This is a genomic window from Capnocytophaga sp. oral taxon 902, from assembly GCF_013394735.1.
Lineage (GTDB): Bacteria > Bacteroidota > Bacteroidia > Flavobacteriales > Flavobacteriaceae > Capnocytophaga > Capnocytophaga ochracea.
Genome location: NZ_CP058261.1, coordinates 479,590 through 494,362, shown reverse-complemented (window position 1 = coordinate 494,362; position 14,773 = coordinate 479,590). Strand labels below are relative to the sequence as shown.

Genomic DNA, 14,773 nt, shown 5'->3' with positions numbered 1-14,773 from the left:
AGTGCAGTTCGCACTATTTTCCTGCAAACGCTTTTACATCATCTTCTGAGATTTCTTTGCCTCCTAAGATAATGAGTCGCTCTACTACATTACGCAGTTCGCGAATATTACCCGTCCAATCTTGTTTTTGAAGAAGCTCTATTGCTTTTTTGCTAAATTTCTTCGGACTAATACCTTGTTCCTCGGCTATTTTTGCTGAAAAATAATCAATAAGTAGCGGGATATCGTCTCTGCGTTCGTTAAGTGACGGTACTCTGATGAGAATTACTGCCAAACGGTGGTACAAATCCTCACGGAAACGACCTTCGGCTATTTCTTTTTTTAAATCTTTATTGGTCGCCGCTATTACACGTACATCTACATTGATGTCCTTATCACTTCCCACGCGGGTAATCTTGTTCTCCTGCAACGCACGCAACACTTTGGCTTGGGCAGAGAGACTCATATCGCCTATTTCATCCAAGAAAATAGTACCATTGTTAGCAGCCTCAAACTTACCTGCACGGTCTTTTACCGCCGAAGTAAACGCCCCTTTGATATGTCCGAAGAGTTCACTTTCTATCAGTTCGGAAGGAATAGCGGCACAGTTCACCTCTACCATCGGAGCTTCACTACGCTCGCTTTGGTAATGAATGGCGTGAGCTACCAACTCTTTACCTGTACCATTAGAGCCCGTGATGAGCACACGCGCTTCGGTAGGAGCCACCTTTTCTATCATCTGACGGATTTGTTGCAAAGGTGCACTTTCTCCTATCATCTCATAGCTCTTGCTCACCTTCTTTTTGAGGTGTTTATTCTCTACCACTAATTTCTTCTTGTCGAGAGCATTGCGCACGGTGTTGAGCAAGCGGTTTAAATCAGGTGGTTTTGAGATATAGTCGTAAGCCCCTAAGCGCATTGCGTTTACTGCCGTCTCGAGGTCGCCGTGACCTGATATCATCACAAAGGGGATTTCGGGTTTGAGTTTCTTGATCTCAGCGAGTACTTCCATACCGTCCATCTTAGGCATTTTGATGTCGCATAGCACTAAGTCATAGTCCTCTTTTTTGAGTTTTTCAACGCCTTCTACACCATCAGCTGCTTCTTCTACTTCGTACTCTTTGCTTTCTTCTACCAATATTTTGGTAAGCACACGGCGAATTGCCGATTCGTCTTCTATGATGAGTATTTTTGCCATAAATTCAATCTTTCCATTTGCCAATTTGGATAATCTCCTAATTACTCCGCAAAGGTAGTAAAAAAATAAAAAACTCTTGACATTCTGCCAAGAGTTTTTGACGTGTGTTTATGAAAAAGTGTATTTATTAGTTTTTAAATGTAGGTTTGAACTTCGATTGATATACTTGAAACTCTTGTTGAGTAGTGATTTTTTTGTAATCATTGTTGTTAAACATCTTCAAGTAGAGTTCTAATTGAGTAGGCGACATATAGCCGGTAATACCTGTTATCAAATCGTTATTTTCGTCTAAGAACACCATTGTTGGGTAAGCCTGTACTTGCATATAGCCAGTAAGTGGGTGTGTGGCATTACGACGTTCAGCCAATGCAGGGTCATAGCCTTTGTTCTCAAACTTTTGTCCTTTGTAGTTCGCTACTTCGTTACCTTCACCATTGAACTTTACAGCGTAGTAATTATCGTTCACATACTTTACTAAGTCTTTGTTCTTAAAAGTGTTGTTCGCTAGCATTTTGCAAGGTCCACACCAATTAGTGTATACGTCAATAAATATTTTTTTAGGTTTTTTCTTCTGAGCAGCAATAGCTTGGTCAAAAGTCATCCATTTAATTTCTTGAGCTTCAAGAGTAGCAGTAGCTACCAAAACAAAAGCTACAATAGCGATGAGTTTTCTTGTCATACTGATAAAAGTTTGTAATTTTTTCGTGTTTATAGATTTTCAAAAACCGTGCCAAATGTATGTTCATCAGTGGGGGTGAGGAATTGCATTGCGATAGGCAGGTAGTACAAGTCTTGCAAATGAGGTTGCAGGCGCACGTAGTCTTTCTCAGTGGTCAAGATTCGCTTGCCTTGCAATTGCTGTATTTCTCTCTTGGTAAAATGATGATGGTCGGCAAAAGCTAAATACTGAAAATCTGCTCCTTGTTCTTTCAAGAATGTGAGTAGCGGATTCGGATTGGCAATGCCTGTTACCAAAGTAAAAGGTTCTTGAATGAAAGTCGTCAAAGATATGTTTCCCGTCTCTGAAAATACTTGCTTATCATAGGCAATGGTTGCAAAGGCAATAGGACAAAGGCAATGCTTCTGTAAACGCGCTATGAGCTGAGTACGTTCTTTTTCTGACAATGAGGGAGGACATTTAGTTACAACCACTATATCGGCTTGTTGCACTCGGCTTACTACATCGCGGAGTCGCCCCATTGGCAGTAGCCAGTCGTCAGTAAACAGATGTCCGTAAGCGGTGAGCACTATGTTGATTTTTGCTTTTACGGGGCGATGTTGGAAAGCGTCGTCTAATATAATGAGTTCAGGAGGCATAGGCAAGGTGAGGATTCGTTCCACACCTTCTACTCGGTTGGCACAAACAGCTAAGATAATATCTTTAAATTTCCACCAAAATTGGAAAGGTTCATCACCTAAATCCAATACCGTAGAAGTCTCGGTAGCTAATATAAAACCCCTTGTCTTGCGTTTATAACCACGACTGAGCACGCCCACTCTACGCTGTTTATGCCATCGCCTGATGAGGTATTCCACCATTGGGCTCTTACCTGTCCCTCCTACTGCTACATTGCCCACGCAAATAGTAGGTACAGCAAAAGTATGTTCTTTAAAGATACCCACGTTGTAGCACCAATGGCGTAGACGAACTATTGCACCATACAAACACGCCAAAGGGGAAAGAAGTATTTTAAAAAGATATTTTAACCATTTTCTCATAGTGGATATTTTGCACAAATCTCTTGGATTACTTCATCGATATCACTGTACTGAAAATTGATAAACTCTTTTATTTTATTGCCATTATAAGTCCTTATTAAGCCGAGAGCATCGGCTGTTTGGAGAGTGAGGGTTCGTTTTTTGATACCCAAGAAACTCAAAAAGCCGTCTAAACGTGCCAAACGACGCAATACTTTATGAGAAATCTTTTTAGTAGGAGCTTTCACTCCTAATCCTTTGGCTATCTTCTCAAAAAGTGATTGATAAGTAAGATTAGCCGTATTCAGCACAAAGCGTTCTCCCGTAACCTCAGAGAACTGTAGCTGTATCATTGCACGCACCACATCGTCTACCGCCACAAAACCTGTACCCCCTGTGGGGTAATATTTCTGTCCATCAGCTACTTTTTTAAACCACAAGCCAGAGCCTTGTTCAGAGAAATCAGCACCCAACACCACTGAAGGATTTACAATAACCACTGGCAATCCTTCTTGCGAGCCACGCCATACCTCCATTTCGCCACCGTTCTTACTGATAGCGTAATCAGTGTTATTGTCCTCACTATTCCAGTCGTTTTCCTCATCAATAGGCGTATGAGGCAAAGCCGAAAGGGTAGCTACAGAGCTCACATAACAGAGTTTTTTTACCTTAAAGTCAATACACAAGTTTACGATATTAGCCGTTCCTTCGACATTCACTTTGATGAGCTGAGCAAAATCTTTAGGTTGGTAAGAGATAAAGCCTGCACAGTGAAAAACAAAAGAAACATTCGCAAACGCTTGTTCGAGTGCGGGAATGTTACTTATATCGGCTTCTACCCACTCAATAGAGCGGAATTGTTCCGCTCCATTGGGGGATTGTTGTATAAAAAGTTGTTCGATTTTTTCTAATGAATGGGCATTGCGATAGATAGCCCTTACTTTATGCGCCTTGTTTTGGGTAAGGTGAAAAAGTAAACGACTGCCAATCTGCCCTGTTCCGCCAGTTACTAAAATCATTATTTCTCGTCTAAAAGAATGTGTTTATCAATAAGTTTAAGAGCTATAGGCGAATCTTTTTCGTCGTAGAACTCGAAGAGGTCAAGAATAGAACATACCTATTCTTTACTCACTTGGTCGCTCAGTAGTTCAATAATTTCAGTGGGCAAACTGGTTTGTGTTCTGCCATACTTGTGTTTTATCATTCTTGAACCTTGTTTTTTTAGTTTCTTAGTCGGGGCAAAGATAATAATTTTTTGCCAAATATGCCATTTGACGCATAAAAATAACTGAAAAGCATTTAATTAGGAGTGGGGTAGGGATATCCTTTGTATACTATTACTTTTGCGGTATGGGTTTTGCTAAAGTTTCAAACTTTGATAAAGTTAAAAACACCCAATTGTCTCTCTTCTTACTTCCGTCTTATTTTTACTTTGTGTTCGTTTATTCTTCATCTGCTCGTCCTACTCGCACTGTCATTTGTATGAACATTGCCAAAGTTTCAAATTTTGGCAATGTTGAAATTTATTAATAACTCTCTTTTTATGTCTATCTTAGCTTTAACTTACCTTCTACTTAGGTTCGTTCATTGTTCGTCTTTTGTTCGTCTTTTGTTCGTCTTTTGTTCGTCTTTTCTCTATCTGCCCGTGCGGCTCGCACTTTGTTTGGTTGCCTGTCGTACTACGACCTCGTATCATCATCGATTTAGTATTATTGGCATTATTGGCATTTTTGATATTATTACTTTTTTTCACTACTTTACTGAAAATCCCTTTCCACCGGTATTGTCTTACCCATTTACCTTCTTCAGGAGTGAGTAAGTAAGGTTGTTTTTCTTGTTTAGCTTTATAAAATCCTTTGCAATAATCTAAGAAGAGTTTACCATTGCGTTTTCTTATGGCTAATTTTATGGCAGCGAGTAAAGTGAGGAAAAAACCGTATCGCAGACGGTAGAAAACGCTTCCTTGCAGGTAACGGGCATTGCTTTTATAGCCAGCACCTGTCGGGCGTAGGTGTTTTACGTGAAGAGTATCGTCAGTTTGTACTGTCCAACCGTGGTAGCGCGCCAATAGCTCATCGGCGGTGTCCCAGCCCATAGCTATTTTAAGTCCACCTATCGCTTCAAAACACGCCTTCCGATAAGATTTTACAGCACCTCTTAGGTGGTCTTTATTAGTGAGATTCTCAAGTATCCAAGAGCCATTTCTCTCAATATAACAAAAGCCCCCAAACATTCCCAACTTTGGATTTTCACTGTATTGCTTGCACATTGTTTCGAGATAGTTGTTAGGGAAGATGAGGTCGGCATCAAACTTGCAAATCACCTCTACGGCTTCTTTTAGGTAAGGAAGCCCATAGTTAAAAGTCTGCACTATTTTAGCCCCTGGTAGATGTTCCCCTTCTCACTGCGTTGCACCAATTGTACTACGGAATATTGGGTAGCAATTTGGTTCACTACCTCAGCAGTGGTATCGGTAGAACCGTCGTCTACTACTATAATTTGATAGGGAAGATAGGTCTGATTTAGCAGAGATTGCAAGGTAACACCAATGCTTTCAGCTTCGTTATAAGCAGGGATAATAATTCCGATATTCATTTACTTAGCGCTATCAGTTTCTATAAGTCCGTCTTTTAAGCGGACAATCCGTTTGGCATACCGAGCAATGTCTTCTTCGTGGGTTACCAAGATAACGGTATTCCCTTTTTGGTAGATTTCGTCAAAAAGGTTCATTATTTCATAAGAAGTTTTAGAGTCAAGGTTCCCAGTAGGCTCATCGGCTAAGATAATTGAAGGGTGGTTTACCAAAGCTCTCGCTATAGCTACTCTTTGGCGTTGCCCTCCTGATAGTTCATTGGGTTTGTGAAGCATACGGTCTTCTAATCCCACTAATTTCAGTACTTCTTTAGCGCGCTCGTGTCGTTTTTCTTTCTTAACGCCTGCGTATACCATAGGTAAAGCTACATTGTCTAAAGCCGTAGTACGTGGCATTAGGTTGAAGGTTTGAAATACGAAGCCTATCTCTTTATTGCGAATGTCGGCTAATTCCGAGTCGCTCATCTTGCTTACATCTTTACCGTTCAGAATATACTCGCCTGAGGTAGGCGTATCTAAGCACCCTAAGATGTTCATCAAAGTAGATTTACCAGAGCCCGATGGTCCCATAAGGGCAAGGTATTCTCCCTTCTCTATAGATAGGTTGATGCCTTTCAGTACGTGCAGTATTTCAGACCCTAATCTAAAATCTCGTTTGATATTTTTAATCTCTAATAAACTCATTTTTCTTACTGAATATTTTGGTTTAAGAAATGTAATAGCTTTCCAAAGGCTTTTCCACGGTGACTGATACGGTTCTTTTCTTCTTGGGTCAGCTTGGCAAAAGTTTGGTCAGAACCCTCAGGAATAAATATAGGGTCATACCCAAAACCGTTAGTGCCTATAGGGGTAGTGCCTATACGTCCCTTTGCGATACCTTCAAAAGTATATATAGAGCCATCTAAACATAAAGCAATAACCGTTTTAAACTGAGCCTCTCTGTGTGAGATTCCTTCCATATTCTTTAGTAGCAAATACATATTGTCTGTATCGCTTTTGTGCTCACCTGCATACCGTGCCGAATATACCCCAGGAGCATTGTTTAGTGCCTGTACTTCTAAGCCTGTATCATCGGCAAAAACGTTGCAATGATAATGCTCTTTGATGTATTGAGCTTTCAGCAAAGCGTTGCCCTCAATGGTAGTAGCAGTCTCCGCTATATCGTCATCGCATCCTATGTCGCTCAAACTTAGTAGTTCGATATTTTTAGGTAAAAGGGCTTGTATTTCCTTTAATTTATGCTGATTATGGGTAGCAAATACTAATTTCATACAGATATAAAACTCGAAAAGAGGTTACTTAGCAAGCATAACCTCTTCTCTAAATATGAAAACAATAAAATTATTCCTTTTCTTCTATCTTTTCTTCAGAGGCTTCAGCTAATTGTGTTTTTTGCAAATGCTTTAGCTCACGAAGTTTATTTTCCCACGTTTTAAGAGCTTCTTTTTGGTTGTTGATGTTCTTAATCACATCGCGTACTAATGGATTCTTCTCGTCGATATTACCAAAGAAAGCTAAGTTGTTTTCTAACTGTAGTATCTCCGATTTGAGTTCATCAATACGACGTCTTACAAAAATCACCTCATTGTTAAGGGAGTTCTCGTTATCATCGTTGATAAGTCGTTCTAACTTGTTGTTATACTTGATAAGCTCAATTTCTTGCTTATCAAAATTGAGTTTCTTGTACAGTGCATCGATAATCTTATGGAATTTGATGTCGATGGTTCTCTTAGAATGATGAGTGTTTCCTATAGCATTCCATTCATTCACAAAGTTTTGTAAGGTTGCTATCTCTTTATCTCTATCGGTACCTAATTGATATTCTTTCAGCTTATCCAAAAAGGCTTTCTTTTGTTCAAGCGCATCAGACTCTTTATTTTTAGAATGCTGAATAGTCTCAGCAAATCTACTGAAATACGTATCACAAGCTCTCTTGAATTCCTTCCAAATTTTTTCGGTATTTCTAAGAGGAACGCTTCCTATTTCTTTCCACTCTCTCTGAATGTTCTTCATCAGTTCAGTAGTGGTTTCCCAATCGGTGCTATTTTGGTTAGCTTTTGCTATTTCTAATAAGGCTAATTTCTTAGTGAGGTTCTCTTGTTGCTCTTTTTTGAGTGTTTTGTAAAATTGGTTCTTCTTCTTGTTAAAAGCACGTAAAGCTATATTGAAAGATTTCCATACCTCATCAGCTTGTTGTAAAGGTACTTTTCCTACATTTAGGAACGACTGACGTAAATCTTCTACTTGCTTAGAAAGCTGTTTCCAAGCGCTGTGAGTAGTAGGCTCTTTCTCACCGAGTTTCTTAATCCGCTCAATGATACCTTGCTTCTTCACTGCATTTTCTTCGTATACCTTATCTAAGTTTTTGAGGTAATATTGGCGTTTGTCGTGTATTTTCTTAGTAAGTTCACTGAAACGTTGCCATATGCTTTCGCGGTGTTCTTTATCTACAGGACCTATTTCCTCTTTCCAAACACGGTGTAACACTTGTAGCTCACGAGAGGCAATGAGAGCATCTACGTCGTCTTGGGCAAGTGCTTCGGCACGCTCAATAATTTTTAGTTTTTCTTCTAAATTGCGCTTAAAGTCGATGTCACGCAAGTCTTTGCTGAGGTGGATAAAGTCATAGAAGTTCTCTACGTGGTGGTGATAAGTATTCCACAAATCCTCATAATCGGCATTAGAGACGGCTCCTGCTTTGCGCCAACGCTCTTGCAATTGTTGGAACTGCTTGAAGGTAGTACCCAAATGTTCTTCGGCATTGAGAAGACTTTTGAGTTCTTCGATGATTTCTCGGCGTTTAGCAAGATTTTCTTTATGGGTTTTCTCAATCTCTTTATAGTATTGATTGCGCTTTTCGCGATAATCGTTGAAAGCGGTGTAGAATTCTCTATAAACAGGAATTTCGTAAGAAAAATTATACAATTCTCCTCCGTCGGCTATGAACTCTTCTTTTTTCTCTTCTACAAGAGCGTCGTATTTTTTGTCGAACTCATAACGAATAGCGTCCACTTGCTTTTTGATAGCTTGGGTTTTCTCAGTTTGGAGTAGTTCTTTTAGTTCTTTGGTTAATTCACTAAGAGACATTGCCTCATAGTTTACTAATGACGCATCTTCTAAACGGTTGTCCTCGCGGTTATCCTCTATGGCTAATGTGTTTTTTTCCTCTGACATATCTAAGATTTAAATGCAACTATTGTTTAAAAACGCTACTAAATTACAACAATATTTTGAATTACCTACTATTTTTCTGTAAATATTTTTCTGCTTAATGTGTAATAGTAATGTAAGTAGTTTATTATCAGTGATTATTATGGGAGATTTCTTTAAGGCTTTCGATAAGAAAATCGACGTCTTTTACTGTGTTAAAGATGGAAAAAGAGCATCTGAGCGAGGGATATTGTAGAGCTTCCTCAGGTAAAAAAGCCGATAGTACGTGAGAGGTTTGCACGCTTCCACTTTGGCAAGCACTCCCTTTGGAACAAGCAATGCCTTTTAAGTCTAACTGAAAAAGCAGGGTGCTATTTTGGTTTTTCAATGAGGGAAAACCTATGTTCACAATGGTGTAACTGCTTTCGTCTAAAGTATCCGACATTCCGTTAAATACCGCCTTTGGGAAATGATGTTTGAGTTGTTTAATAAAATAACGCTTTAGGTCTTTGAGCTTTTCAGTGTTTCTATCTAAATTAGTGTATGATAGACTAAAAGCGACTTCCATTCCTACTATATTATGAACAGCTTCGGTACCTGCACGTAAGCCTTTTTCTTGTTCGCCCCCTGTGATACTGCTGTGTAGCCCAATACCTTTTCTAATAAAAGCAAAGCCTATTCCTTTAGGTCCGTGAAACTTATGAGCTGAAGCCGTAATAAAGTCGGCAGGTATTTCCTCTAAATCGATAGGGTAATGCCCCACAGACTGTACGGTATCTGAATGGAAATAAGCATTGTATTGTTTACAGAGTACAGTTACTTCTTTTAAAGGTAGAATGTTCCCTATTTCGTTGTTTATGTGCATTAGGCTCACCAATACCTTTTTTTCAGTATATTGCTGGAGCAAGTATTCTAAATGGGAAAGGTCTACGACCCCTTTGTTAGTAAGGTTTACGTAAACTATTTTTATAGGATATTCTTTGGCTAATACCTCCAAGGTATGCAAAACAGCGTGATGCTCTATTGGGGAAGAAATGACAACTTGTACACCTAAATCGTGCACACAACTGCGCAAGATAAGGTTATTAGCTTCAGTACCCCCTGAAGTGAAAATAATTTCAGAGGGTGAAGCATTCAGTTGTTTAGCTATTTGTTTGCGACTATATTCAATAAGCGACTTGGCTTTACGCCCAAAGGCGTGTGTAGAAGAGGGGTTGCCATAAGTATCCCTCAGTACTTCCGTCATCTTCTGTATTACCTCTGGATAGACGGGGGTAGTAGCCGCATTATCGAAATAGACTTTCATAGTTTTGAGAGGAAGAAATAGTTATGCTCTGTTAGAAGTTGTATTATTTCTGCTATTATTGTTCTTGCGATAGTTTTTGTTGCGGTTGTTATTGTTGTTTTTATTCACCGCTCCTTTTTTCTGTTTAGAGAGGAAAAGCCCTACTATAAGAGCTAAAATAGCTACGGTAAAAGCGCACCAATAAGCATCGTTGCACGCGAAAGTTGAGTTAAATAGTGGAGCGATTAATAAGCCCGCAAATACGTATTTAGAAACGTCTAACAAAAAATCTGAAATTCTTTTTTTCATTCTTTACTTTTAAAAATTTCGGCAAAGATACAACTTTTTATTGAAATGGGAATAATAATGGCAATACGAATACCATTACAATCCCCATAATGATTTGCAGAGGTAAGCCTACTCTCACGTAATCCATAAAAGTGTAACGCCCAGCCGACATTACTAATGCATTGGGCGGAGTGGAGAAAGGAGAAGCAAAACACATACTCGCACCTACGGCTACTGCAAACATAAAAGCGTGGGGCTGTAAGCCTAACGATAAGGCGGTTTTAATAGCAATGGGTGCCAAGAGTACGGCTGTAGCGGTATTGCTGATGAACATCGTCATAAGCGAAGTGGTAAAATACACGCCTGCCAAGAGTATATACGGACTCTTATCGCCTAAACTCCCTACTAATGCATTCGATACTAAGGCTGATACTCCTGTTTTTTCCAAGGCTAATGCCATAGGAAGCATACCTGCAATGAGTACAATACTCTCCCAGTTAATCGTCTTGTAAGCAGCTTCGATATTGCGCAAAGCTCCTGAAATAACCATCAATAAAGAGGCGATAAGCACAGCAGTAACGGGTGCTATGGGGATAAAATCGAACATCATCGCGACTACCATTCCTACCATTATCAGCGCAGCGATAGGAGCTTTGTGGGTGAGGGTTACCTTAGAAGCCTCGGCAAGAGGTTGCCCTAATACTACCAACTGACTGCGTTCAGCGTCCATTTTAGCAATGTGCTCCCAAGTTCCTTGCACCAATAGTATGTCGCCAGCGTGCATCTTTTCGTCTTTTAAGTTTTGCAAAATATAGTTATCCTTGCGCTGAATACCTAAGATATTGAGCCCAAAGTGTTCGCGTAGTTTGCTATCACTGATGCGGGTGTTTACCAATTTTGAAGCGGGCATTATCAGTACTTCGGCTATGCCTATATCGTGGAAGTGCAACTCGTTAGGCAAGCGTTGTTCGGGGTGGTGTGTATCGAGAAAGTTTAAGTGATTTTCGGCGTTCATTTGTTCAATCGACTCAAAGCTACCGCGCAAATAAAGAATATCTCCTTCATAAATTACGGTATCAGCATTTACTACCTCTTGGTTGCCTGTTTTGAAAAAAGGATTGTTAGAAGTAGGTTTGCGCCTGATTTCTAATACCGAAATGTGATAACGTTGCGAAAGGTTGATTTCTTTGAGCGTTTTACCTATAAATAAAGTGTTTTCTTCTACTAATACGCGATATAAGTTATTGGAGAGTTGATATTCACGTACCAAATCGGTAAGTGATTTGCCATTTCGGTTTCCTTCTTGCTTAGAATCACCTTTTTTAGAAAGAAAAAACTTACTGGTGGGAATTAAAACTAACAGTCCTATTGCCAAACACACCAATCCCACTGGGGTAAAGGAAAAGAAAGTGAGTTTATCGTAGCCGTTTTTCACTAACTCTCCATCGATTACCAAGTTAGGAGGCGTACCGATGAGCGTCATCATACCGCCCATACTACTGGCAAAAGCCATAGGCATCAACAGGCGACTACTGTTGATGTTACCACTCATTGCCATACTCACCACTATGGGCATCATCAAGGCTACCGTACCTGTATTGCTTACAAAAGCCCCAATAAAAGCGGTAACGAGCATTACCAAGATAAGGAGTTTTACCTCGCTATCGCCTGCCAAGCGTAAGATTTTACTGCTCATCATCTTTGCTAATCCCGTTTGGAAGATAGCACCTCCTACCACAAAGAGCCCTATCATCATCACTACTACCTTGTCCGAAAAGCCCGATAAAGCTTGCTCAGGCGTTAATATGCCAAAGAGCACCAAGAGCACTAAGGCACACATAGCTACCAAATCGGAGCGCACCTTCCCGCTCATAAAAAACAAAGCCGATATAAAAAGAATGATAAGAGTGGTATACATAACAAATTAGTTAATTAGCAAATGAACAGATTAGCTTATTAATTTGATAAATCAACACTATACTTACTTGTGTCGAATGTTACCGAAACGTGTTCTTGCAGTGAAGTAGATAGTGATATGCCTTTAAAATCGGCTTTTACAGGATAGTCCTTGTGATTGCGATTAACTAATACAGCGGTAGTAAGTCGCTTTAAGGGGGCTTCCAAGAAGTGTTTTACCCCATAGATGAGCGTACGTCCTGAATTGAGCACATCGTCTACCACTATCACTGCTTTATTGGTGTATTGTTCCGCAGGAATAGAAGTAGCAGTGCCTGCCAATGGGTTCTTCTTATTCATTATAATTTGGCATAAAACTACTTTCAGAGGGGCTATACTTGCAAGTGCTACTGCAAGTTTCTCAGCAAACACATAGCCATTGCCATTAATGCCTGCTAGCACAATCTCCTCTTCATTGAGGTGTGTTTCGTAAATCTGATAAGCAATCCGTCTTATCTTGTGTTCAATATCAGTGTGGTTTAATATCTGTGTCATTGTATGCTTTTTTATATAATGTGCCAAAGATACAAATTGTATTGCTAAAAAGCAAGAAAAAATAGGTTATCTATCAAATAACTTATTTAATAGCTTGTATTTTATCGGCAAATTTGTTCCAACCATCAGCCTTTTTATAAGTCTCTACACTATTAGCAGGCACATAAATAGCATTAAGCGGAGTATCGCTAAAAGTACCAGGCCAACTATCGATATTTATGATGGGAGGTGTACCTCCTTTTAAAGTAACCGACTTTAATGCAGGACATTCAGCAAAAGCATTATTTCCTATACTTTTTACGGTATTAGGAATAGTAATAGAAGTTAAACCGGCAGCCAAAAAAGTTTTTTCCTCAATGCTAGTAATACTATTATTATCAGGGAAGGTGAACGATTTCAATGCAGAACACAAACTAAAAGCACTTTCTCCTATATTTGTTACAGTATTAGGAATGGCAATAGAAGGTAAGGACTTACAAGAACTGAAGGCACCGCTACCTATGCTTGTTACGGTATTAGGGATAGTAACCGAGGTCAAAGCTTCACAATTCATAAAAGTTGAATCTTCAATTTTTGTTATTCCCTTAGGAATTACTATAGAGGTTATAGCCTTACAGTTTGCAAAAGCACCCTCTCCTATGCTTCTTACAGAAGTAGGAATAACTAACGAAGTAAGCTTTTGACAATCAAAAAAAGCCCATTTCTCTATACTTGTTACCGTAGTAGGGATAGTAAACGATTTTAAGGCAGGGCACGAAAAAGCGCGCTCTCCTATGGTTACTAAACCTTTGTCAGGGATAGTAATTTTGGCTAAATTTGTACACTCGGAGAAAGCTCCATATCCTACGCTTGTAACACTGCCCGGGATAGTAACCGAAGTTAAGGCTCCACACCACGCAAAAGAACCCTCTTCTATGCTTGTTATCCCCTCAGGAATAACAATGGAAGTTAATTTTGAACAGCTTTTAAAAGCACATTTCCCCATTTTCTTTAAGCCTTTGGGCAAAGTCACTGAGGTTATTTCTCGGTGTTCTGCAAAAGCATAATCTGAGATAGCAGTTACTTTGCTCAGCATCTCGTCTGCTGCCATATCAATGGTAGTTTCTTCATCAGTAAGCCATTTCACTAATGTCGAGCCATCTTCAGTAATTTCAAAATTCTCGTAAATCTTAGTTTTTAGCTCCTTAGGAGCGTCATCGCCCCCTTTCCCACAATTGCTAACAGTCAGTGCTACTAGCACAGCTACTGCTATAAGAATAACTTTTCTCATCGTTTTTTAATTATTAATCTTCTTTCCTAATGTTATATAAATGCGACAAAAGTACAAACTATATTACTAAAAAACAAGAAAAAACAATTTTTCTATTAGCCGCCCATTCCACAATCAAGTGCAATTTTTCAGATTACTTTCTGATAGAATAAATCTTTTGGTTTTTCAAAGTCTAATACTTTCTGTCGTCCTACGACCTTTATTAAAGTCTGAAACACAAGCACCTCTCCTTCCAGAACCCTTTCATTTTTCTCCACTTCTCCTCACTAATTTACCTATTTGCCAATTCGTATTGCCTGTCGTGCTACGACTGCCCGTGTGGCTCGCTCCTACCTGTGTGGCTCATACTGTCTTACCTTTGTTTTTGCATCGCCACACTCCCTTTTCACAGTATGGACTTTCCCAAAATTTCAGACTTTCCCAAAGCTGAAAGCTCCCAATAGTCTCTTTCTTACCTACATTATATCCTTAATTTAAATTTGTCTTTTGTTCGTTCATTGTTCGTCTTTTCTTCGTTGTAGACCCACTGTAGACCCACTGTAGAGCCACTGTAGAGCCACTCATTGTTCGTTTATCCTATAAGTTTTCTATAAGCTAAACATAAGATACTTCAAATAAAAAAGAGCCTTTTTCTATTATTTGTATTTTTGTTTTATTACCTTTAGAAACGGTAGTCTTTATAGGTTTCCAATAAATTGGCAACAGTATTCTTCATTTTTTTCAAAGATAATTTTATTCCCTATTAATTTTTTTACCCCTTTTTACTATCTTTGCACCTTGACAATTAAGACAATGTAATTCTATTACCAAAATTACAAATTTTGTTGTAATTATCCATTTTTTATCATACTTTTTGAATCAC

Annotated in this window: 12 protein-coding genes and 1 pseudogene; all 13 read right to left on the bottom strand. The window is 39.2% G+C overall.

Annotation, left to right across the window (positions count from 1 at the left end):
- Positions 1 to 13: 13 nt before the first annotated feature.
- Positions 14 to 1,177 carry a sigma-54-dependent transcriptional regulator gene (locus HW278_RS02165; RefSeq protein WP_178976792.1) on the bottom strand — a complete coding sequence of 388 codons (1,164 nt, stop codon included), beginning with the start codon at positions 1,175 to 1,177 and terminating at the stop codon, positions 14 to 16.
- A 127-nt stretch (positions 1,178 to 1,304) separates the two neighbouring features.
- Positions 1,305 to 1,856, bottom strand: coding sequence for a thioredoxin family protein (locus HW278_RS02160; protein ID WP_002673044.1), 552 nt, complete (start codon positions 1,854 to 1,856; stop codon positions 1,305 to 1,307).
- 29 nt (positions 1,857 to 1,885) lie between these two features.
- On the bottom strand, positions 1,886 to 2,896 hold the full coding sequence (gene lpxK, locus HW278_RS02155) for a tetraacyldisaccharide 4'-kinase (RefSeq protein ID WP_178976791.1): 1,011 nt from the start codon (positions 2,894 to 2,896) through the stop codon (positions 1,886 to 1,888).
- Positions 2,893 to 3,894 carry an NAD-dependent epimerase/dehydratase family protein gene (locus HW278_RS02150; RefSeq protein ID WP_178976790.1) on the bottom strand — a complete coding sequence of 334 codons (1,002 nt, stop codon included), beginning with the start codon at positions 3,892 to 3,894 and terminating at the stop codon, positions 2,893 to 2,895. The genes lpxK and HW278_RS02150 overlap by 4 nt, the downstream gene beginning before the upstream one ends.
- Before the next feature lie 728 nt (positions 3,895 to 4,622).
- Positions 4,623 to 5,470, bottom strand: a pseudogene (locus HW278_RS02145) (glycosyltransferase); the annotation flags it as partial.
- Complete coding sequence (locus HW278_RS02140) at positions 5,471 to 6,151, bottom strand: ABC transporter ATP-binding protein (protein WP_009410673.1); 681 nt, start codon at positions 6,149 to 6,151, stop codon at positions 5,471 to 5,473.
- A gap of 5 nt (positions 6,152 to 6,156) precedes the next feature.
- Positions 6,157 to 6,738, bottom strand: coding sequence for a non-canonical purine NTP diphosphatase (locus HW278_RS02135; RefSeq protein WP_178976789.1), 582 nt, complete (start codon positions 6,736 to 6,738; stop codon positions 6,157 to 6,159).
- Between the two features lie 70 nt (positions 6,739 to 6,808).
- Positions 6,809 to 8,641 (bottom strand): DUF349 domain-containing protein, encoded by a 1,833-nt coding sequence (locus HW278_RS02130; RefSeq protein WP_178976788.1) that lies wholly within the window; start codon positions 8,639 to 8,641, stop codon positions 6,809 to 6,811.
- Positions 8,642 to 8,768: 127 nt separating this feature from the next.
- Positions 8,769 to 9,923, bottom strand: coding sequence for a cysteine desulfurase family protein (locus tag HW278_RS02125; protein WP_178976787.1), 1,155 nt, complete (start codon positions 9,921 to 9,923; stop codon positions 8,769 to 8,771).
- A 21-nt stretch (positions 9,924 to 9,944) separates the two neighbouring features.
- Entirely contained in the window at positions 9,945 to 10,211 is a 267-nt protein-coding gene (locus tag HW278_RS02120) for a DUF6722 family protein (RefSeq protein ID WP_009417984.1), read from the bottom strand.
- 37 nt (positions 10,212 to 10,248) lie between these two features.
- Positions 10,249 to 12,108 carry an SLC13 family permease gene (locus HW278_RS02115; protein WP_178976786.1) on the bottom strand — a complete coding sequence of 620 codons (1,860 nt, stop codon included), beginning with the start codon at positions 12,106 to 12,108 and terminating at the stop codon, positions 10,249 to 10,251.
- A 38-nt stretch (positions 12,109 to 12,146) separates the two neighbouring features.
- Positions 12,147 to 12,641 (bottom strand): phosphoribosyltransferase family protein, encoded by a 495-nt coding sequence (locus HW278_RS02110; protein WP_178976785.1) that lies wholly within the window; start codon positions 12,639 to 12,641, stop codon positions 12,147 to 12,149.
- Positions 12,642 to 12,723: 82 nt separating this feature from the next.
- Positions 12,724 to 13,911, bottom strand: a complete 1,188-nt coding sequence (locus HW278_RS02105; RefSeq protein WP_178976784.1) for a leucine-rich repeat domain-containing protein — start codon at positions 13,909 to 13,911, stop codon at positions 12,724 to 12,726.
- Between the last annotated feature and the right edge of the window lie 862 nt (positions 13,912 to 14,773).